Genomic DNA, 21,137 nt, shown 5'->3' on the forward strand with positions numbered 1-21,137 from the left:
CTGCGGCCCCGACAGGGGACAGCGAAAGGCCCGGCCGGGAGAACCCGGCCGGGCCTTCCACCGCACGATCAGCCGAAGGACTGGACCGTGTCGTACCCCTTGCCGTTGTACTTCTGCACGACCACGCTGGAGACGGCAGGCTGGCCGTCCTCGGTCGTGTTCACCGACGTGCCTTCCAGCATGAGCGGCGCCGTGAAGTCGGAGATCGAGCGCAGCGCCTCCATGAAGTTCGCACGGGTCGGTTCGGTCATCTTGCCGAACGCCTGCTCCAGCGTCGCGCCGCTGATGTAGCTCCACAGGCAGTGCGGGAACGCCGGGACGTCCTGGTAGTCGCCGTACTGCTTGAGGTCGGACAGGAACGTCTTCACGTCCTCGTCGTCGGCGTATGCGGGGCTTGCGACCGCCTTCGAGAAGGCCACCGAGTAGATCCCCGGGAAGGCCGTTGCCTTGCCCGGCTCCAGGATCGCCTTCGGGCTCGAGGTGTTCGAGGGCAGGAACCAGCTGGGCTTCCAGTTCAGCTGCTGGGCCTTCTGCAATGCCGAGATCACCAGCGGGGTGATCGACATCGCGTTGAAGAAGACGTCGGCGTCGGTGGCGGCCAGCTCGGTCAGCTGCGCATCGACCGATGTGTCGGTGGCCTCGTAGGTGAGCTCTTTGGTGATCGTGATGTTCGACGCACCCTCGATGCCCTTCTTGAAGCCTTCGACGTAGCCCTCGCCGTAGTCGTCGTTCTGGGAGAGCACCGCGACCTTGTGGTTCGCACCCGACGCGGCCAGGAGCTTGCCGAACGCCTCACCCTCGTTCATGTAGGTGGGGACGAAGCCGAGCTGCCACGGGCTGTCCGCCTTGTTGCTGAAGATCGGGTCACCGGTCTCCACCAGCACCTGCGGCACCTTGTCGGCGATGGCGGCCTCGCGCCATGCACGGTTGGTCGGGGTGCCCAGTCCGATGCCCATGGCGAAGACCTTGTCCTTCAGCTGGTCGTAGTTCGCCTTGGCCTTCTGCGGGTCGTAGCCGTCATCGAGCGCGTCGATCTTGATCTCGCGCGTCTTGCCGTCGCCGAACTTGATGCCGCCGGCGGCGTTCTTGGCGCCGAAGTAGGCCTTCGCGCCTGCGACGGTGCAGGTTCCGGGTCCGGCCGTAGCGCCGCTGAGCGGCGTGGTGATGCCGATGGTCAGTGTCGTGTCTGTGATGCCCGGGCTGGCTGTCGCCGTATTGCCATCGCCGTTGTCGCCCCCACCGCCGCGGGCGCAGCCGGCGAGTGCGAGCGCGACGACGGATGCCACGGCGACGGCGCCGAGGGTGTTCCGGGCTGTTCTGCGCATGTTCATGCCTGATCTTGCCTCTCTGTTGTGGTTCCCTCCGATGCCGCGGCCGGGTTCGGTTCCGCGATCGGAGTGGTCTGTTGCGCTCGTCCTGCGCCGCCGCGTCCGCGGCTGAGCAGTCGATGGATGACGCGCGGCAGCGACACGATGCCGCCGGGCAGGACGAACAGGACGATGAGGAGGATGGCGCCCTGCAGCAGCGCGGTCGAGTTCGGGTCCACGATGTTGGTCAGCTGCGGGACGAGTACGTAGTACGCGCCGCCGATGAGCGACCCGACGATGCTGGCCGCGCCGCCGATGACCATGGAGGCCAGCAGGGTGATGGAGTGCCCGAAGCTCATCGTCTCGGGGGAGGTGTACTGGATGACGACCATGTACAGGAATCCCGCGACGCCGCCGATGAGGGATGCCACGGTGAAGGCGATGACCTTGTACCAGTAGGGCGAGATCCCCATCGAGGAGGCGACGGACTCATTGCCCTTCACGATCGCGAACGCACGGCCGTAGCGCCCGCGGACGAGGTTGCGGGTGAGCAGGAAGACGATCGCGGTGATGAGAAGGACCACGTACAGCTGCCACTGGTCGTCATAGACGGGGACCGCCTGAGCCCACTCGGGGGCGCCGCTGAACCGCGCCGACAGTCCTTGCGATCCGCCGGTGATCTCCCCCAGCCGCTTGGCCAGCGGCACCCCGACGATCGGCAGCGCCAGCGTGATCATCGCGATCGCGAGGCCCCCCAGTCGGGCGGCGGCGAGGGCGATGATCAGCCCGACGATCGCGGGGATCAGGAACGACAGCAGGAATGTGATGAGGATGTTCCACTCGTGGGTGACGCCGTACGCGGTGACGTAGGCGCCCAGCCCGACGAAGAAGATCTGGCCGAGCGAGACCTGCCCGGTGTAGCCCATGAGCACGTTCAGTCCGAGCACGGCCACGGCGAACACGCCGATGCGCGCGATCGTCTGGTTCGCGAACTCGGGCAGTACCAGCGGCATGACCGCGAGGAGGACGACCACGACGGCGACCGCGACCCACCGGACCCACGGGGTGCGCATGAACGAGGTGACAGACATCAGACACGCACCACCGATTTCCGGCCGAACAGCCCTTGCGGTCGCACGACGAGCACGACGAAGATGAGGATGAACGGCACGGCCACCTTGAGGTCGTAGCCGATGAACGGCACATACACGGCCGCCAGATTCTCCAGCACGCCGATGAGCCATGCGGCGATCACGACCCCGAACGGGCTGGACAGTCCGCCCAGGATCACCGCGGCCAGCGCGTAGACCAGAGCGTTGTCCATCATCCCCGGAGTCAGCGTCAGCTGCGGTGCCACGAGCGCCCCGGCGACGGCGCCCAGCACGGCGGCCAGGCCCCAGCCGATCATGAGCAGTCGCCCCACGGGCAGGCCCGAGAAGGCCGCCGACTGCGGGTTGATGGCGACCGCACGCAGCGCGAGCCCGAGCTTCGTTCCCAGGAACAGCGCCTGCAGCAGCAGCATCATCACCAGGATCACCGCGAAGGTTCCGATCGATCGCAGGCTGATCGACGCACCCAGGAACGGGACCGTGTCCAGCGAGAACAGCGACGCGAACTGCTTGTTGTTGTACGTCCACAGCCAGCCGCACAGTCCCGTGATCAGCGTGAGCAGGCCGATGGTGACCACGATCGCGGTATCGGGGTCACCGCGCTCGAAGCGGCGCATGAGATAGCGCTCGATCAGCGCGCCCATGACGAACGAGGCGGCGACCGAGATCAGGATCGCGACGATCAGCGGCACGCCCAGGGTCGTCAGCCACCAGGCGATGTATGCCGACAGCACGGCCATGCCGCCCTGCGCGAAGTTGACCATGCCCGTCGATTGATTCACGAGCACCAAGGCCAGCGCCAGGGCTGCATAGATCGATCCTGTCGACAACCCGTCGACGAAGAGCTGAACGAACGTCCCCACCGGTCACCCTCCCAGATATGCGCGTCGGATCTCGTCCATGCCCTTGAGCTCGGCCGTCGTGCCGGACAGCGCGTTGCGGCCGGTCTCCAGGACGGTCGCCGACTCGACGAGGGTGAAGGCAAGGTTGGCGTTCTGCTCGACCACGACCATGGCGATGCCGGATTCCCGGCGCAGTCGCCCGATGGCCTCGTAGACGGTCTTCGCCGTGCCGGGGGCAAGACCCAGGGATGCCTCATCCAGCAGCATGAGCCGAGGCTTTGCCATGATCGCCCGGCCGATGGCGAGCATCTGCTGCTCACCGCCGGACAAGGCCGAGCCGGTCGAGCGGATCCGGTTCTGCAGTTGCGGGAACAGATCGAGGCAGTAGTCGATGTCGTGGGCGATGGCCTTGCGGTCTTTGCGCAGATACGCGCCGACGCGAAGGTTCTCACGGACGCTGAGGTCCCCGAGCGTGCCCCGGCCCTCGGGTACGTGCGCGATGCCGAGGGCGGCGACCTTGTCGGGCCCGAGACCCCGGATGTTCTTGTCCTCGAAGGTGATCTTCCCGGCGGCGCGCACGGTGCCGCTGATGGAGCGCAGCGTCGTCGTCTTGCCGGCGCCGTTGGCACCCAGGATCCCGACGGCGCCACCGTCGGGAACGGTCAGCGACACTCCGTCCAGCACCTGGACGGGGCCGTAGAACGCCGTGACCGATTCGAGCTCAAGCAGCGGCATCGGCGGCGTCCTTTCCGATGTAGGCCTCGATGACGCGCGGGTCGGCCTGCGCCTGGGCGGCGGTGCCCTCCATGAGCTTGCGGCCGTGGTCGAGCACGACCACACGGTCGGTCAGCGCGGCGATCAGTCCCATGTTGTGCTCGACGATGATGACGGTGATGTCGTCTTCGTCCCGGATGCGGCGCACCGAGGCGATGAGCTGCTCCACCTCGTTGTGCGGCAGTCCCGCGGCCGGTTCGTCCAGCAGCAGAAGGGTGGGGCGCATCAGCAGTGCCCGGCACAGCTCGATGCCCTTGTGCAGGCCGTGCGAGAGCTCGTCGGCACGGACGTCGGTCGCCCAGCCCAAGCCGTTGCGCTCGAGCAGCTCACGCGCTTCCTCGCGCAGTGCGCGTTCGGCGCGGGCGGTGTGCGGCAGGTGCAGCGCCCACTCCAGCGGGCCGCCGGGCAGTCGGGTGTGCGCGCCCAGCATGACGTTCTGCAGCACGGTCTGGTTCAGCTGCAGTGCCGGGTGCTGGAAGGTGCGGGCCAGACCGTGTCGGGCCAGCGTCGCGGGGCGTGAGCCGCGCACTTCTTCGCCGTCGATCATGATGGATCCACTGCTGGGGCGGTAGTGCCCGCTGATGCAGTTGAACAGTGACGTCTTGCCGGCGCCGTTGGGTCCGACCAACCCGAAGATCTGTCGGGGCTCCACGTCGAATCCCACCTTGTCGAGGACGGAGACGCCGCCGAAGTGCAGGCTGACATCCCCCAGGGTCAGTCGAGCTCCCATTGCCCGCCTTTCCGATTCGTCGCTTCTTCGCAGACGCGTGCCTGGCGTCCTTGGACGGGACGCTACGGATTCACGCTCAGATTGTCAACGATTTTGGATTCACATTGCGCGTGTCTTTATCCAACCGTTGTGCACGGGTACATCCCAGCGCATATACCAGGCGGTGCGAGGATCGATTCCGTTGAACGGAATCTCGCGACCGGTGGCACCGGGACCTGCCTAGCGTTCCTGGCGAACCCACGAACCCACGATGGAGGTCGACGATGACTACCGAATCCCTCGCGCAAGCGATGACCCGAGCCGGCGGCGCCGTGCCGCTGCTGCGCAACCAGGACTGGCCCGCATTCACCTTCCCGGTGGCCCCGGAGTTCACGAACTGGCGTGACGAGCAGCGCGCCTGGAACACGACGGTCGCCCTGATGGACCAGTCCCACCACATGACCCAGCTGTTCCTGCACGGCGACGACCTCATCCCGATGCTGTCGTCGATCTCGCCCAACACCTTCGGGACGTTCCGACCGGGCGTTGCCAAACAGCTCATCGCGGTCAATGCCGACGGGTACCTGGTCGGCGACGGCATCCTGTTCTACAACCACGAGGGCGCAGAAGGACGGGTGCTCATCGGGCACCACCTGCTCATCGACTGGGTGCGGTTCAACGCCGAGAAAGCAGAAGCTGCCGGCAAGGACGTGCATCACCGCCTCGAGGCGAACTCGCACATGCGCCAGGGACCGCCGACGTTCTACCGCTACGAGCTGCAGGGCCCCAAGGCCGACGAAGTGATGGAGAAGGTGTTCGGCGGGCCCGCCCCCGAGATCAAGTTCTTCCACATCGGCGACGTCGAGATCGCCGGTCGCCCGGTCAGGGCGCTGCGGCACGGCATGGCCGGCCAGCCGGGCTTCGAGTTCTACGGTCCGTGGGAAGACAACGAGATCGTCCTGAACGCGCTGATGGACGCCGGCGCCGAGTTCGACATCCGCCGGGTGGGTGCCAAGGCGTACTCGGCGTCGCCGCTGGAATCCGGCTGGGTGCCCACACCGTTCCCCGCGATCTTCGACGACGACTTCGCCGAATACCGCGAGTGGCTTCCCGCCGCCCGCGCCGGCTCGATCGGCGGGTCGCTGTACTCCGAAGACGTGCACGATTACTACATGACGCCGTACGACATCGGCTTGGGCAAGTCCGTGCGCTTCGACCACGACTTCCACGGGCGAGCGGCGCTGGAGAAGCACGCCGAGAATCAGCGCCGGCACAAGGTGACCCTCATCTGGAACTCCGCCGACGTCGCCGACGTGGTCCGTTCACAGCTCGAGCCCGGGACCCCGGCGAAGTTCCTCGAGTTCCCCAAGGCCCGCTACGGCTTCTACCAGATGGACGAGGTCGTCAAGGACGGCCGGCGGGTGGGCATCTCCACCGACGCCGGGTATGTCGCCTTCGATCAGCTCTACATGTCGCTGGCCACACTGGACGCCGACATCCCCGAGGGAACAGAGGTCGACGTGGTGTGGGGCGAGGACCCGGTCTCGCACAAGCCGCAGGCCGACCGCGCCCACCGGCAGGTGCGCATCCGCGCGACGGTCGCACCCGCGCCGTATCACGAATACGCGAGGACGGTGTATCGCGCAAACCAGTGAACGGCCCCGCCGAGAAGCGTTAGCCTGTCCGACGAGGGAGGCGGCATGGCGCGGGGATCCGACGGCGAATCCGTCTTGCGCAAGCACTTGCGCGTGCTGGAGGCGTTCGACGCGTTCCGGCCGTACCTCACGCTGTCCGAGATCGCGGACGCCGCAGGCCTGGCCGCGTCCTCCGCGCATCGGCTGGTGACCCAGCTCGAGGCCGAAGGACTGCTCGAGCGGCTGCCGGACAAGTCGTACCGGCTGGGCGTGCGGCTGTGGGAATTCGCCGCGCGCACGCCCAGCGCGCTGGGCCTGCGCGAGCTCGCGCGCCCCTGGATGAGCGGCGTGCACGCCCGCATCCGCCAGCACACGCAGCTGGGTGTGCGCAGCGGTCGCGACGTGCTGTTCATCGAGCGGATCTCCACGCCTGACGCGGTCGTGAACGCGACCCTCATCGGCGGTCGCACTCCGCTGCCGGTGTCATCGAGCGGCCTCGTGCTGCTCGCGCACGCCGAGGACGATGTCGTCTCAGACGTCATCGCCGCCGGCTGGCCGCGGTTCACCGCGCACACGACGAGCGACGGTGAGGCGCTGCGCGAGCAGCTGCGCCGAGTGCGCAGCCAGGGGTTCGCCGATCTGCCCGGACACATCCACGACGCCTCCCGCGGCGTCGCGGTGCCGGTGCTGGGTCCGCTCGGGGTCGTCCACGCCGCGCTCGGGGTCGTCGTCAGCAACGACGGCTCAGCCGCGCAGCCCATCGTCGAGCTGCTCACCGTCGCGGCCACCGGGATCGGGCGGGCGCTGCAGGAGGCATACCTGCCCGACGACGAGTCCGGGCGCCGGCGTGCCGGCCCACTCGTGAGCGGGTCGCGTGCGTCGCTGGAGTATTTCGCGGGGCGGGACGAGAACCACGCCGCGTCGGGCCTGGGGTGATCTGGCCATGCCGACGATCGCGATCCTCGGCCTCGGCGAGGCCGGCCGCATCCATGCACGAGGACTGCGCGACGCCGGAGCGAGCGTGCGCGGCTTCGACCTGTCGCCGGCCGCCAGCGCCACGGGTGCTCGGCGGCCCGGGTCGGCTCAGCGGTCGCGGATCACCTCGTCGCGCAGCCCGGCCATGTCGACCTTGCCGGTCGGGGTGCGATCCAGCGACGCGCGGAACAGGATGTGCCGCGGCCGCTTGTATCCGGCCAGCCGCTCGTTGACGAAGGCCAGCAGCTCGTCGGCGGTGACATCCTGTCGGCGGGAGATGACGGCGGTCACTATCTCGCCGAACCGCGGATCGGGGGCGCCCAGCACGACGACGTCGGCCACCGCGGGGTGCTCGAGCAGCACTTCTTCGACCTCGAGCGGGTAGACCTTCTCGCCGCCGGTGTTGATGACCCCGCTGCCGCGTCCCAAGAACTCGATGTGCCGGTCGTCTTGCACGCGCACCCAATCGCCCGGCATGACGTGGCGCACGCCGTTGATCACCGGGAAGGTGGCGGCCGTCTTCTCGGGATCGCCGTAGTAGCCCAGCGGCAACGCTCCGCGCTGGGCGAGGATGCCCAGCGCCCCCGGTCGGTCCTGCACTTCGTTCAGGTCCTGATCCAGCACGACGGCGCTGGGGAACAGACGCGGGCGACCCGGCAGATCCTGCGGGCCGGTCGTCGTGGTCGACGCGTAGACGCCGCCTTCGGTCGAGGCGAGCATGTCGATGATGGTGAGCTCCCCCAGCGCGTGCAGGCGACGCTTGGTCTCGGGGCTGAACCGCATGCCCGAGCTGATCACGCTGCGCATCGCCGGCAGGCGGACCTGCAGCCGTTCGGCGGCCTCCACGAGCGGCATCGCGACGCCGTCGCCGGCGACGATCAGCCGGGTGGCGGACGCGTCGGCCGCGAAGCGCACAGAGGCCTCGGGGTCCAGCCGCGGCGACGAGGTCACCAGCACGGTGCCGCCGAGCGTGAGGGTGTTCATGGCGGTCGTCATCGCGGTCCCGTGCAGGAACGGAGACAGCGGCAGCGTCACCACGAGCGGGGTGGCAGGGTCGGTCGCGATGCGCGCCGCGTCCTCGACCGTCCGTGGCCATTCCAGGTCCATCACCGAGTAGGTGGGCGCCATCTGCGCCTCGAACATCTCCTGCTCGTCCCACCGCACGGCCTTCGGACGCCCGGTCGTCCCTCCGGTGTACAGCCACAGCTCGGCGTTGTCCGGAGGACTGGGCAGGTCTGCCACCGTCGCGGTGGCCTCACGCCATGAGGGCTCCGCGCTGTCGCCGCCGTCGCTGATCCAGAGCAGAGCGGGGGGAGTGGATGCGGCGGCCGCGGCATCCTGCGCCACGTCCTTCGTCGAGGTGGGTGCGATCAGCACGCGCGCGTCGGCGTCGTCGAGCAGCGCTGCGACCTCGTTCGCACGCAGCCGGTAGTTCAGCGGCACCGGGATGATGCCCGCGGCAAGGCACGCGAACATCGTGATGAGGAACTCGGGCCGATTGTGCAGCAGCATCGCGACCCGGTCGCCCGGGGCCGCGCCGCGGGCGGCGAGGGAGCTCGCCAGCGCCCCCGCCTCCCGCGCGAATCGGGCGTACGTCCACGTGTCACCGTCGATCGATCGGATGGCCGTGCGGTCGGGGGCGGCATCGGCCACCGCCCGCCACACGTCCGCGTAATGCGCGCGCATTCCGACGCTCGCCGCCGCTCAGAGCTTTCCCGTCGTGCGCCATCCGCCGTGGTACTCCTGGCGGACGGTCTCGGCATAGGGCACCGGGCTGACCACGGCACGCACCGCGATCTGCTCGTGCGGCTCGACGGTCTTCTTCGACGTGTTCGGGCTCTCGCCCCACAGCACCCGCACCTCGGCGCCGATCGGCACGTCGTGATCGACCGTGGCCAGCGACAGGCCGCGCCGCTCGTTCGCGGTGATGCCGGTGAACATCGACAGACCGACGTTCTGACCGTCGGCGTCGATCACGGAGTCGAAGTTGCTCGACCCGTAGTTCGCGTTCGGCAGATCGAAGAACTGGTAGCCGGGGCCGCTGCGGTCGATCACCGAGGTGAGGATCTTGCCCAGGTCCTCGTCGTTCCACGCCAGCGTGACCTTCTTGCGCTGGGTGGTCGGGTCGATCTTCTCCAGGGCGTCGCGGCCGATGAAGTCGTGGTCGAACTTCACGAACGAGCCGTAGCCGAGCTCCCACGGGTTCGTGTAGTAGTCGTCGATGTCGTCGGAGACGAACGAGCCGTCGATCGCGTTGATGGCTTCGTAGCCGTCGGCGGGCAGCCACTCGCGGAAGCGTCGCTCGATCTCGCCGCCGGTGTAGATGGCCGGCAGCGGCGAGGGGATCCATCCCGACTCCAGCGTGTTCGACGAGTAGGCGCGGGCGCCGCACGGCTCGATGCCGAACTCGGCGCCGGCCTCGAGGATCGCGTCGCGGATGCGGCCGTGATCGGCGTACGGACCCCACAGCTCGAGGCCCGGCATCCCTGCCATGCCGTGACGCAGCGTGCGCACGGAGGAGCCGGCGATGGTCAGGTGACCCATGTGGAAGAACTTGACCTTCTCGACCGGGCCGCCGGCGAGCTTCTCGATGATCGGCCAGGCGTTGGGACCCTGGATCTGGAAGCGGTAGTAGTCGCGGTGCACGGCCTGACCGTACGGACGCGAGGGCGAGCGATCGTCGTAGCGGGTCTCGACGTCGTATCCGCCGGTCTCGGCGTGGAACTGCAGCCAGTTGGCCCCGGGGTTGCGGCCCACATAGACGTATTCGTTCTCGGCTTCGTGGAACAGGATGCCGTCGCCGATCACGCCGCCGTTGGAGGCGGTGGGCACGAACTGCTTCGCGGTGTCGACGGGGAAGTTCGCGAACGAGTTGATGCCGGTGTCGCTGAGGAGTTTCAGCGCGCCCGGTCCCGACATGAAGAAGTTGACCATGTGGTGGGTCTGGTCGTAGAGCACGGCCGTCTCGCGCCAGGCCTTCTGCTCGCGCCGCCAGTTCGAGAACTCGGTGGGGACGATCGGATATATGTAGGCGCCCAGCTGCGAGTTGCGGAGCATCTGGACGACGTTCCCCTTCTCGTCCAGCAGCTGCTGCAGATTTTCGGCCATGGTGTCTCCTTCGACGTCGTGGGCGGGTCCGTCACGATTGGTGCTGATCCTACGGACCGATGATGCCTATGTCCATAGGTAATGCGCCCGGCTCCAAGATTGTAGACAATTTCTTGACCAATGTCACGCGGTGTGATTGTCTGGATGGAGCCGAACGATCACGCATCCCGAGGAGTCCCATGGTCGACAACGCCGGTTCCCTTCTGGTCGTCAGCGCTCATGCGGGGGACTTCGTATGGCGCGCCGGAGGGGCCATCGCCGCCGCCGCGATGCGCGGCGAACGGGTCACCGTGGCATGCCTGAGCTACGGCGAGCGCGGCGAATCGGCCAGTCAGTGGCTGGCGGGCAGATCGCTCGAGGAGATCAAGGCCACCCGCCGCGATGAGGCTCAGGCCGCGGCATCCGCCCTCGGCGCCGACATCGAGTTCCTCGACCTCGGCGACTATCCTCTGCGCGAGAGCGACGACGCGGTGGCGACCCTGGTCGGCCTGTACCGGCGCGTGCAGCCGACGGTCGTGCTCACCCACACCCTCGTCGACCCGTACAACGGCGACCACCCGGCGGCGGCGCGCATGGCGCTGCAGGCGCGTGTGCTCGCGCAGGCGATCGGCGTGGCCAATGCCGACGGCTCGTTCCCGACGAAGGAGCAGATCATCGGCGCACCGCCGGTGTTCTTCTTCGAGCCGCATCAGGGCGAGCAGTGCGACTTCCGCCCCAACGTCCTGCTGGACATCACCGACGCCTTCCCGCGCAAGCGCGCCGCCATGGAGTGTCTGCCCGCCCAGAAGCACATGTGGTCGTACTACACCGACCTCGCCGTGCGCCGCGGCGTGCAGGTGCGCCGCAACGCCGGACCGAACCTCGGCCTGCCGCATGACACGATGGGCGAGGCCTATGTGCGCTACTACCCGCAGGTGACCGGAGAGCTGTCATGACCGCTGTCGTGGTCACCGACATCGCCCGCGCCGACGCCGCCACCGTCGATGCGCTCGCCGTGCACGGGGTCGCGACGGTGCACGAGGCGATGGGCCGCACGGGCCTGGTTGGCACGTGGCCGGCAGGCATCGGGCTGCGCCCCATCCAGCAGGATGTGCGGGTGGCCGGCACCGCGGTGACCGTGCTCAGCCACCCCGGCGACAACCTCATGATCCATGCGGCCGTCGAGCAGTGCCGCGCCGGCGACCTGCTCGTGGTCACCACCACCTCACCGTCCACCGACGGTGCGTTCGGCGAACTGTTCGCCACCGCGCTGCACGCGCGCGGCGTGCGGGGTCTGGTCACCACGACGGGCGTGCGCGACACCGCAGAGCTGCGCGCGCTGGGCTTTCCCGTGTGGGCGACGGCGGTGGGCGCCCAGGGCACCGTGAAAGCCACACCCGGGTCGGTGAACGTGCCCGTCATCATCGGTGGCGTCGTCATCCATCCCGGCGACGTCGTCATCGCCGACGACGACGGCATCGTCTGCGTTCCGCGTGAGGATGCGGCATCCGCCCTCTCCGCCTCCGACGCGCGGATCGCGAAAGAAGACGCCGACCGGGTCGCCTACCGCGACGGCCAGCTGAGCCTTGACCGCAAGGGCCTGCGCGCGAGCCTGACGGACCTCGGCGTCGTCTATATGACCCAGCAGGAATACGATGCCCGCTGACGTGGTGCGTGAGGGCGTCCGCTGCATGCTGATGCGCGGTGGCACCTCGAAAGGCGCCTACTTCATCGCCGACGACGTTCCCGACGATCCCGCCGTACGCGACGACCTCATGCTGCGGATCATGGGCAGCCCCGACCCGGCGCAGATCGACGGCATCGGCGGCGCGCACCCGCTCACGAGCAAGGTCGCCATCGTCTCCCGCTCGGCCGAACCCGACATCGACCTGGACTACCTCTTCTTGCAGGTCGCCGTCGACGAGCCGCAGGTCAGCGATCGGCAGACGTGCGGCAACCTCCTGGCCGGGGTCGGTCCGTTCGCGCTGGAACGCGGCCTGATCGCGGCGCAGGGCGAGACGGCGACGGTGCGGATACGTCTGCTGAACACCGGTGATGTGGCCACGGCATCCTTCGCCGTCTCCGGCGGAATGCCCGACTACGACGGCGACGCCCACATCGACGGGGTGCCGGGCACCGCGTGCCCCATCGACCTCGCCCTGACCGGCTCGCGTCCGCTGCTGCCGACCGGTCACGTCGCCGACACCGTCGCAGGCCGCCGCGTCACACTCGTCGACAACGGCATGCCGGTGGTGCTGATGGACGCCGCGGATTTCGGCATCGACGGCAGCGAGGCCCCGGCCCGGCTCGAAGGCGACACCGCCCTGCGCGCCGAGGTCGAGCGGGTGCGCCTGGCCGCGGGGGAGCTGTTCGGCCTGGGAGATGTCGCCGAGCAGACGGTGCCGAAGATGTTTCTGCTCTCACCGCCGCGGGAGGGCGGGGCCGTCACGACGCGTGCATTCATCCCGCACCGCGTGCACACCTCGATCGGGGTGCTGATGGCGGCCTCGGTGGCCGCGGGGATCCGCATCCCCGGTGCCGTCGGCGCCGACCTCGCCCAGATCATGCATGACAGCGACACGCCGTTGGAGCACCCGCGCGGGACCTTCACCGCCCGCGTCGAGCTGCACGAGGACGACGGCGTGTGGCGCGCGACATCCGCGTCCTTGCGCACCGCCCGCAAACTCTTCGACGGACGCGTTTTTCCGCGCCCGCGATCGTGAACCGCCCGTCACCAGTCAAGGAGGACCCATGGCACACCAGGAGAATTTCGATCTCGCGCACCTCGGCGCCGTCGAACTGTTCACCCCGAAATTCGAAGAGAGCCTGCACTTCTTCCGCGACATCTGCGCCATGCGCGAAGTCGCGCGGGTGGGGGACTCGGCGTACCTGCGCACGTGGGACGAATACCAGCTCTACTCGCTCAAGCTCACCGCATCCGACACCAACGGTGCAGGCCGCACGCTGTTCCGCGCGACGAGCGAAGACGCGCTGAACCGCCGGGTCGCCGCGATCGAGAAGGCCGGCCTCGGACACGGCTGGCGTGAGCCAGAGGTGGGTGTGGGCCGGTCGTTCGAGTTCGAAGATCCGGACGGACACCTCATGGCGCTCTACTACGACACCGAGCACTACGTGCCCGATGACCAGGACCGCCCGGCCCTGAAGAACCAGGCTTCGGCCTATCCCGGCCGCGGCATCAACGCACGCCGGCTCGACCACATCAACTACCTGGCCGCCGACGTGGACGCCGCCGGCGAGTTCTGGCGCGACGTGATGTTCGCCCGGGAGTCCGAGCGTGTGCGCATGGACGACGGGCACATGGCTGCGTGGTGGTTCCGGTTCCACCAGAAGTCGTACGACGTCGTCTACTCCGAGGACTGGACCGGCGAACGGGGGCGCTTCCACCACTTCGCGTTCGCCCCGGATTCGCGCGAGGACATCCTCAAGGCCGCCGACATCTGCCTCGAGAACGGCGTCTACATCGAGTACGGCCCCTACAAGCACGCCATCAACCAGACCTTCTTCCTGTACGTGTGGGAGCCCGGCGGCAACCGCATCGAGTTCGCCAACGCGCAGGCGCGTCTGCTGCTGGACCCCGACTGGCCCGTCGTGGAGTGGAGCGCCGCTGAGCGAGCCAAGGGGCAGGCCTGGGGCATGAAGACGGTCGCGACCTTCCACACGCACGGCACGCCGTACGTCGAGAACCAGGAGGAGATCGACCGCCAGGCCCTCGCCGGCCACTGACGCGTCCCCTCGTTCAACGACCGGGGGCGTCTCGGCTGGGCGCGCTGCGCGCGCGCTCGCTCAACGACCGGGGGCGGGGGCGATGAAGCGGCCGGCTTCGGCGTCGGCCGGTGCCTGCTCCCTCATCTTGAAGTGCTGCTTCTTGCCGGTGGCTGTGTAAGGAAGCTCGTCGACGAACGCGTACCTGCGCGGCCGCTTGTAGTCGGCGATCTTGACGCTGGCGTGCACGAAGGCATCCAATTCGGATGCCGCAGCCGCAGCATCCGTCAATGAACCCTCTCGCGGCTGCACGTAGGCGACGACGATCTCGCCCCACTGCGGATCGGGCAGACCGACCACGATCGAATCGGCGACGCCGGCGTGCGAGGCCAGCACCTCTTCGACCTGCACGGGGTGCACGTTCTCGCCGCCGGAGATGATCATGTCGTCTTTGCGTCCCACGATCGTGACGATCTCGTCCTCGTCCCAGGTGGCCAGGTCGCCCGGATAGACCCAGCCGTCGCGGAACTTCTCAGCCTGCTCCTCGGGGTTGCCGAGGTAGGAGTACCCCGACTTGACCGAGCGCATGATGACCTCGCCGATCTCCTGCCCGTCGTGGCGCGCGTGCTCGTCGGGCGCCGAGATCCGGTCCCGCTGCACGCGCACGACGGCGACGTCGTCGTCCAGGCATGCGCGTCCGGCGGCCCCGGCGGCCTCGGGCAGGTCGTCGGGGCGCAGGTACGTGTTCCAGAACGCCTCGGTCGTGCCGTATCCGTTCGCGATGCGCGGGGTCAGCACGCGCTGGTAGCGCAGCGCCGCATCGTGGCTGAGCGGCGCGCCCATCGTCACCATGCCGCGCAGGCTGGACAGGTCGCGGGGGTGGGCCTCCTGCACCTCGGCGAGCCGCTCGAGGTTCGTCGGGGCGCCGATGACATAGGTGAGGTGGTAGTCCTCGACCGCGTCGAGCACGACGTCGGGATCGAACTGGGGGAGGGTGACCACTTCGGCGCCCACGAAGAACGCCGTGTTCGGGCCCGCGCAGTAGTTGCCGCCGCGGTGGAACCAGGGCGACATGTTCATCGACTTGTCGGTGGGCCCGAGCGGGAAGTGCATCGTCACGTCGTGGGCGGTGAGCACCTCGTTCAGGCTGGTCAGCGGCACGGCCTTGGGCATGCCGGTGGTGCCGCTCGTGTACAGACGGCTCGTCTCGTCCCAGGTGCTGGCGTCTTGGGGCGCGCGGAAGGATGCCGCATCCGCGGCGAACAGGTCCTCGAACGCGATCGCGCCCTCGACGAGACCCGCCTGATCGCCGCCGACCGCTGCGAGCACCCGCGGGCGATGCGCGGCCAGCTCCAGGGCGGTCGCGACGTTCGCGGCATCCGTCCCGTCGTAGACGAAGACCACGGGCTTGGCCTGGTCGAGGATGTGCGCGGTCTCGGCCGGCGCGAGGCGGAAGTTCATCGGAGAGCTCACGGCCCGCAGCCCCTGTGCGGCGATGTACAGGAACGCGAACTCGGGAGTGTTCTTCAACTGGTGGCACACGATGTCGCCGACGCCCACACCCGCCGCGCGCAGTCCCTCGACCAGGCGTCCGGTGGTCTCGCCGAGCTCGGCATAGGTCCATCGGCGGCCGGTGGGCGGGTCGGTCATCGCCGGTCGGTGGGCATAACGGTGCGTGTTGCGTTCGAATGCTGCGGCCCACGTGAAGTGGGCCTCGAACACGCGCTTGAGTTCGCTCGGGTCGTAGTCGGTGTTCCCCATGGTGACGTCTCCTGATCCGCTTCGTCGAGGCTGTCGCCAGCATATCGGGGGCCGGACTCGCACGTCATGCATCGTTCGGCGCCGGGGTTCGGCATCCCTGCCCCCGGCGTTTCCGCCGAAGTCGCGGCCGGTCAGCGCCAGACGTCGGCGGCGATGTCCACGACCGAGCGGACCTTGGCCCACTGCTCGTCTTCGCTGAGCACGTTGCCCTCTTCGGTCGAGGCGAAACCGCACTGCGGGCTCAGCGCGAGCTGCTCGAGCGGTGCGAACGCGGAGGCCTCGTCGATGCGGCGTTTGACGTCGTCGGGATTCTCCAGCTCACCGGACTTGCTTGTGATCAGCCCCAGCACGACCCGTTTGTCGCCTTCGGGCAGGAACCGCAGCGGCTCGAACCCGCCGGCGCGATCGCTGTCGTACTCGAGGAAGTAGCCGTCGTACTGCACGACGTCCAGCAGCTGCTCGGCCACCGGCTCGTAGCCGCCCGACGAGATCCAGGTCGAGCGGAAGTTGCCGCGGCACACGTGGGTCGTGACGGTCAGATCATCGGGCTTGCCCTGCAGCACGCGGTTGAGAATGCCGGCGTAGCGCTCGGCGATGCCATCCGTGGCGATGCCCCGCTCACGGGCCTTGGCCAGTTCGGCCTCGCTGCACAGATAGGCCCACGCCGTGTCATCCAGCTGAAGGTAGCGGGCCCCGGCGTCGTAGAACGCGGCCAGCGCGTCGCGGTAGGCCTGCACGAGGTCGTCGACGATCGCGTCGCGTCCGTCATAGCCGCCGGCGATGTGGTCGGGCTCGAGGCGGAAGTCGAGCACCGTCGGCGAGGGGATCGTGAACTTCGGTGTGGCGCCGGTGCGCGTGGCGAGATCCTTGACCGCGCGGAAGTGGTCCAGGAAGGGATGCTGCGGGTCGAACCGGATGGGACCGTTCACCTCAACGCCTCGTGACTTCGTCTGCACGCCCTGGAACTGGATGCCGTGGTCCAGTTCGACGAGGTCGACACCGCCGAGGTGCCCGAAGAAGTCGAAGTGCCACCAGGAACGACGGAATTCCCCGTCCGTGGCATCCTGCAGCCCGTTGTCGGCCTCTTTCTGCACGAGATCGGCGATGGCCGCGTCTTCGACTTCGCGCAGGCCCCCGTCGTCGAGGGTCCCCTCGGCGTGCCGGGCGCGGGCGTCCTTGAGAGCGGCGGGGCGGAGGAAGCTGCCGACGATATCGGCGCGGTAGGCAGGAGTGGTCACCGGGTGATGCTAACCCGCATTCATCGCTGAGCCGGTTCGGTCGTCATCGAGCGTCATCGGCCGCGGACATCGCGTCGACGGCGGGGCTGCCGGGTGCACGCCGTTCTCCCGCTCCGGCCGATGTCGTCGGAACTGGTTAGAGTGATCCGGTGCTCGCACCTGTGATCCGTGCCGCGAATCTCGTCAAGACGTACGCGGTGAAAGGCAAGCCCGACTTCCGCGCCGTCGACGACCTCAGCTTCGAGGTGGCCCCCGGTGAATCGTTCGGTCTGCTCGGTCCCAACGGAGCCGGCAAGTCGACGACGATGAAGATGGTCGGCGCTGTCTCGACGCGCACCTCCGGTGACCTCGAGATCCTGGGGCTCGACCCTGACCGGTTCGGCCCTGAGATCCGTTCGCGGCTGGGCGTCGTGCCGCAGGAAGACAACCTCGACGGTGAGCTGAACGCCCGCGAGAACCTCTACGTGTACGGGCGCTATTTCGGTCTGCCCGGCAAGGTGTGCGCGCAGAAGGCCGACGAGCTGCTCGCATTCGCGCAGCTGGAGGAGAAGGCCAAGAGCAAGGTCGACCAGCTCTCGGGCGGCATGAAGCGGCGCCTGACCATCGCGCGCGGCCTCATCAACGACCCGCGCGTCCTTCTGCTGGACGAGCCGACCACCGGCCTCGACCCGCAGGCTCGGCATGTGCTGTGGGACCGCCTGTTCCGGCTCAAAGAGCGCGGGACGACCCTGGTGCTGACCACGCACTACATGGACGAGGCCGAGCAGCTGTGCGACCGCCTGATCGTCGTCGACAAGGGGCGCATCATGGCGCAGGGCACGCCCTCCTCGCTGATTCGCGAGCACTCCAGCCGCGAGGTGGCCGAGCTGCGCTTCGGATCGCAGCACAACGAGACCGCCGCAGCCCAGCTGGCAGGCCTCGGCGATCGCCTCGAGGTGCTGCCCGATCGCATCCTCATCTACGCGCGTGACGGCGAGGCCGTGCTGGCCCGCGTCGCCGAGCTGGGCCTGCAGCCGCTGACGAGCCTCGTGCGTCGTTCCAGCCTCGAAGACGTCTTCCTGCGGCTGACCGGAAGGTCGCTGATCGAATGACTCCGGGACCGGCTCAGGGCGGCTCGGATGCCGCGACCTACGCCCACCCGTCGCTGGACGAGCTGCGCGCCGAGGCGATGGCCCGCGGGCGCAGACCGCGCCGGTTCGGCTCGTGGTACGCCACCGAGCACATGCTGCGCGCGATGCGCGCCTATGGCTGGACGATCGTCGTGGGCGCCCTGGGCCAGCCCCTCGTGTATCTGTTCGGACTCGCGGTGGGGCTCGCCGCCCTCATCCAGCAGGACATTCCCACCGGTGGCGGCGGCGCGGTGTCGTACCTCGTGTTCGTGGCACCCGCGTTGCTGATGACGGCGACCATCGCCGTGGCATCCGAAGAATTCACCTACCCCGTGATGGCCGGCTTCAAGTGGCGACGTTACTTCTACGGCTTCAACGCCTCGGCCCTCTCGTCGCCGCAGATCGCGAACGGCGTCATGATCGCCGCCTCGGCGCGGATGCTGTTCGCCGGCGGCGCGTACTACCTGTTCATCTGGGCGTTCGGCGCGATGACCGGGATGATGACGGTCCCCGACCCGGCGACAGGCTGGATCTCGGTGCTGATCGGCCTCGTGGCCGGCCTCTCGTTCGGCATGCCGCTGATGGCATATGCCGCATCTCTCGAAGCCGACAAGGGCCAGTTCGCGCTCGTGCAACGGTTCGTCTTCATGCCGATGTTCTTGTTCTCGGGCACGTTCTACCCGCTCGCGGTGCTGCCCTGGGGGCTGCAGTGGATCGGCTGGATCTCGCCGCTGTGGCATGCGACCGAACTCGGCCGCATGGCCACGTTCGACGCGCCGGTCAACGTCGTCATGCTCGTGGTGCACGTCGGATATCTGCTCGTGCTGAGCATCGGCGGCTACCTGCTGACCCGCCGCGCTTTCACCCGGAGGCTGGCGAAATGACCGTCGCGCCTCCCGAGACGATGCGGGATGCCGTGCCCCGCCGCGGGGGTGTGCGAGCGCTGTGGGCGGGCAACCCCTGGGCGGTCGTGCAGCGCGGTCTGATCGCGGCTCGCTCGTCGAGCTGGGTGGTCATCCTCTCCGGATTCTTCGAGCCGGTCTTCTACCTGCTGTCGATGGGCATCGGTCTGCAGAGCTTCATCGGCGAGGTCCAGGTGACGCCGGGCGTGGCCGTCTCCTACGCCGCGTACATCGCACCGGCGCTGCTGGCGGTGTCGGCCATGAACGGCGCGATCTACGACTCGACGTGGAATGTGTACTTCAAGCTCAACTACGGCAAGCTCTACGAGGGCATGCTGGCCACCTCGCTCGGCCCGCTGGATGTCGCGCTCGGCGAGATCCTGTACGCGCTGCTGCGGGGACTCGTGTATGCGTGCGGGTTCATGATCATCATGCAAGTCGCCGGGCTCAACCTTGCCGCGACCGCGATCCTGGCTCTGCCGGCGGTGCTGCTGATCGCATTCGGGTTCGCCAGCCTGGGCATGGCCGTCACCAGCTACATGAAGACGTTCCAGCACATGGACTGGCTCAACATCGTGCTGCTGCCGATGTTCCTGTTCTCGGCGACGCTGTACCCGATCTCGATCTACCCGCAGTGGATCCAGTCGGTCATCATGGCCTTCCCCCTGTGGCACGGTGTCGAGCTGATCCGGGCGCTGACCACGGGCGCCTACTCGACCGCGATGATCTGGCACGTCCTCTACTACGTCGTGATGATCGCCGTCGGCCTGGTCTTCACCACCAAGCGCCTGCGTGCCCTGTTCCTGGACTGATCGCCCGCGGGGCGGTCAGGAGCGGCGGGCGACGGCGGCGCGCAGGTCGGCGATCAGGTCGGTGGGGTCGTCGAGGTCAGCCTGGGTGACGGCCAGATAGAGCCACCCCAGTGCCTCGAGCCGGCGCCGGCGCTTGAGGTCCTTGCGCCACTGGTCCTTGTTCTCGCGGTGGTGGTCGCCCTCGTATTCGATGGCGATCTTCAGCTGCGGGTAGGCGAGATCGACCCGGGCGACGAAGGCTCCATCGGTGGTGCGCACGACGTGATTGACCGCCGGCGCGGAGAATCCGGCCTCGATCAACAGCACCCGCAGTTCGGACTCCTTGGGCGATTCCGCCCTGCGGTCGAGCAGGTCGAGAGCGCGACACAGGACGCGTCGATGTCTCCGTGACGGATGCTGCCGCACGGCCGTTTCGAGCCGCTTGCGCGCCGGTGGGCCACCGCGTGCGAGCAGCTCGTCACCGACGGCGACGAGTTGGCCGAGGGTGAGCATGGTCGCCAGGTCGCAGAACGTGCGCTCGGGCGTGGTGGCCCGCACCTTCGTCCGTTTGTCGACATCCTTCTCGCCGAGCGCGGACTGGTGCCCGCGCACCCGCTTTCGCCGGGGAGCCCGCACGCCGCGCGGCACGATGACATCGAAGAAGTCGTCGTTCTGGAGGGCGAGCGGGAGCGGCAGGTCGTGCAGCCGTGCCGCCGTCACGTGGCTGAATGCCGAGCACGATGGCAGGACGAGGAAGAGGGTCGCACACTCCCGCGCGAACGAGAACACCACACCGGCAGGCGCGCGCACCCCGCGGTGCGGCTGGATCAGGTCCCGCCCGCGGGTGCGACGACGCGGGATGCCGTGGCCCCGAGCGGTCGCGACCGAAAACGACTTCCCGGGAAAGGGCTCGGGGAGGGGAGTGCTGCGTCGCGCCATCCTCCCAGCCTGTCGCGTTAGCCGACCACGCCCGTCTAGTTATCCACACCCCGCGCCGCGGCATCCTCTCCTCCCGCACTCCGTTCCCGCCCGGCCGCCGCGCCCTTCGGCCCGGCGGGGTCCGTGAGTTGACAGGAGTGGCCGCTAAGGGGCGCGCAATTCCGGCCATTTGTGTCAACTCGCAGATCTCGGCGGCGGGGAGGGCGCGAGCGCCGCCAGCCTTCAGGGTGGCATAAG

General features: G+C 68.4%; 19 protein-coding genes. 9 read left to right on the plus strand and 10 right to left on the minus strand.

Features of this window, described 5'->3' with window-relative positions; genetic code table 11:
- Window positions 1-68 precede the first annotated feature (68 nt).
- From QU603_RS03830 to QU603_RS03850, 5 genes are read right to left on the minus strand one after another with little or no spacing between them, the layout of a single operon-like run.
- Window positions 69-1,325, minus strand: coding sequence for an ABC transporter substrate-binding protein (locus QU603_RS03830; RefSeq protein ID WP_308493166.1), 1,257 nt, complete (start codon window positions 1,323-1,325; stop codon window positions 69-71).
- A gap of 2 nt (window positions 1,326-1,327) precedes the next feature.
- Window positions 1,328-2,398 (minus strand): branched-chain amino acid ABC transporter permease, encoded by a 1,071-nt coding sequence (locus QU603_RS03835; RefSeq protein WP_308493167.1) that lies wholly within the window; start codon window positions 2,396-2,398, stop codon window positions 1,328-1,330.
- Window positions 2,398-3,279: a branched-chain amino acid ABC transporter permease gene (locus tag QU603_RS03840; RefSeq protein WP_308493168.1), complete on the minus strand. Its 882-nt coding sequence runs from the start codon at window positions 3,277-3,279 to the stop codon at window positions 2,398-2,400. The genes QU603_RS03835 and QU603_RS03840 overlap by 1 nt, the downstream gene beginning before the upstream one ends.
- Before the next feature lie 3 nt (window positions 3,280-3,282).
- On the minus strand, window positions 3,283-3,993 hold the full coding sequence (locus QU603_RS03845) for an ABC transporter ATP-binding protein (protein ID WP_308493169.1): 711 nt from the start codon (window positions 3,991-3,993) through the stop codon (window positions 3,283-3,285).
- Complete coding sequence (locus QU603_RS03850; RefSeq protein WP_308493170.1) at window positions 3,980-4,762, minus strand: ABC transporter ATP-binding protein; 783 nt, start codon at window positions 4,760-4,762, stop codon at window positions 3,980-3,982. Before QU603_RS03850 ends, QU603_RS03845 begins: the two co-directional genes overlap by 14 nt.
- Window positions 4,763-5,025: 263 nt before the next feature.
- Between QU603_RS03850 and QU603_RS03855 the strand changes: the two genes are divergently transcribed.
- Window positions 5,026-6,396 carry an aminomethyl transferase family protein gene (locus QU603_RS03855; RefSeq protein WP_308493171.1) on the plus strand — a complete coding sequence of 457 codons (1,371 nt, stop codon included), beginning with the start codon at window positions 5,026-5,028 and terminating at the stop codon, window positions 6,394-6,396.
- Between the two features lie 45 nt (window positions 6,397-6,441).
- Window positions 6,442-7,311 (plus strand): IclR family transcriptional regulator, encoded by an 870-nt coding sequence (locus QU603_RS03860; protein ID WP_308493172.1) that lies wholly within the window; start codon window positions 6,442-6,444, stop codon window positions 7,309-7,311.
- A 147-nt stretch (window positions 7,312-7,458) separates the two neighbouring features.
- Here QU603_RS03860 and QU603_RS03865 read toward each other — a convergent pair whose 3' ends face one another.
- Both QU603_RS03865 and ligM read right to left on the minus strand, forming a co-directional pair.
- Window positions 7,459-9,036 carry an AMP-binding protein gene (locus QU603_RS03865; protein WP_308493173.1) on the minus strand — a complete coding sequence of 526 codons (1,578 nt, stop codon included), beginning with the start codon at window positions 9,034-9,036 and terminating at the stop codon, window positions 7,459-7,461.
- A gap of 18 nt (window positions 9,037-9,054) precedes the next feature.
- Complete coding sequence (gene ligM, locus QU603_RS03870) at window positions 9,055-10,458, minus strand: vanillate/3-O-methylgallate O-demethylase (RefSeq protein WP_308493174.1); 1,404 nt, start codon at window positions 10,456-10,458, stop codon at window positions 9,055-9,057.
- Between the two features lie 179 nt (window positions 10,459-10,637).
- Between ligM and QU603_RS03875 the strand changes: the two genes are divergently transcribed.
- From QU603_RS03875 to QU603_RS03890, 4 genes are read left to right on the plus strand one after another with little or no spacing between them, the layout of a single operon-like run.
- On the plus strand, window positions 10,638-11,393 hold the full coding sequence (locus tag QU603_RS03875) for a PIG-L deacetylase family protein (RefSeq protein ID WP_308493175.1): 756 nt from the start codon (window positions 10,638-10,640) through the stop codon (window positions 11,391-11,393).
- The gene (locus QU603_RS03880; RefSeq protein ID WP_308493176.1) at window positions 11,390-12,103 is read left to right on the plus strand and encodes a 4-carboxy-4-hydroxy-2-oxoadipate aldolase/oxaloacetate decarboxylase; all 714 of its coding nucleotides are present in this window, start codon (window positions 11,390-11,392) and stop codon (window positions 12,101-12,103) included. The genes QU603_RS03875 and QU603_RS03880 overlap by 4 nt, the downstream gene beginning before the upstream one ends.
- A complete protein-coding gene (locus QU603_RS03885; RefSeq protein WP_308493177.1) occupies window positions 12,093-13,160 on the plus strand; it encodes a 4-oxalomesaconate tautomerase in 1,068 nt (355 codons plus the stop codon). The genes QU603_RS03880 and QU603_RS03885 overlap by 11 nt, the downstream gene beginning before the upstream one ends.
- A gap of 28 nt (window positions 13,161-13,188) precedes the next feature.
- Window positions 13,189-14,181 carry a VOC family protein gene (locus tag QU603_RS03890; RefSeq protein ID WP_308493178.1) on the plus strand — a complete coding sequence of 331 codons (993 nt, stop codon included), beginning with the start codon at window positions 13,189-13,191 and terminating at the stop codon, window positions 14,179-14,181.
- 60 nt (window positions 14,182-14,241) lie between these two features.
- On the opposite strand, the gene QU603_RS03895 is transcribed toward QU603_RS03890, so the two are convergent.
- On the minus strand, window positions 14,242-15,921 hold the full coding sequence (locus QU603_RS03895; RefSeq protein WP_308493179.1) for a class I adenylate-forming enzyme family protein: 1,680 nt from the start codon (window positions 15,919-15,921) through the stop codon (window positions 14,242-14,244).
- 131 nt (window positions 15,922-16,052) lie between these two features.
- On the minus strand, window positions 16,053-17,159 hold the full coding sequence (locus QU603_RS03900) for a 5-methyltetrahydropteroyltriglutamate--homocysteine S-methyltransferase (RefSeq protein ID WP_308493180.1): 1,107 nt from the start codon (window positions 17,157-17,159) through the stop codon (window positions 16,053-16,055).
- A gap of 149 nt (window positions 17,160-17,308) precedes the next feature.
- On the opposite strand from QU603_RS03900, the gene QU603_RS03905 reads away from it, so the two are divergent.
- The 3 genes from QU603_RS03905 to QU603_RS03915 are packed head-to-tail and all read left to right on the plus strand — an operon-like array spanning window position 17,309 to window position 19,982.
- A complete protein-coding gene (locus tag QU603_RS03905) occupies window positions 17,309-18,250 on the plus strand; it encodes an ABC transporter ATP-binding protein (protein ID WP_308493181.1) in 942 nt (313 codons plus the stop codon).
- Window positions 18,247-19,152: an ABC transporter permease gene (locus tag QU603_RS03910; RefSeq protein WP_308493182.1), complete on the plus strand. Its 906-nt coding sequence runs from the start codon at window positions 18,247-18,249 to the stop codon at window positions 19,150-19,152. Before QU603_RS03905 ends, QU603_RS03910 begins: the two co-directional genes overlap by 4 nt.
- On the plus strand, window positions 19,149-19,982 hold the full coding sequence (locus QU603_RS03915) for an ABC transporter permease (protein WP_308493183.1): 834 nt from the start codon (window positions 19,149-19,151) through the stop codon (window positions 19,980-19,982). Before QU603_RS03910 ends, QU603_RS03915 begins: the two co-directional genes overlap by 4 nt.
- Before the next feature lie 15 nt (window positions 19,983-19,997).
- Here QU603_RS03915 and QU603_RS03920 read toward each other — a convergent pair whose 3' ends face one another.
- Window positions 19,998-20,900, minus strand: coding sequence for a hypothetical protein (locus QU603_RS03920; RefSeq protein ID WP_308493184.1), 903 nt, complete (start codon window positions 20,898-20,900; stop codon window positions 19,998-20,000).
- Window positions 20,901-21,137: the final 237 nt, after the last annotated feature.

It is taken from the genome of Microbacterium terrisoli (genome assembly GCF_030866805.1).
Taxonomy (GTDB): Bacteria; Actinomycetota; Actinomycetes; order Actinomycetales; family Microbacteriaceae; genus Microbacterium; species Microbacterium terrisoli.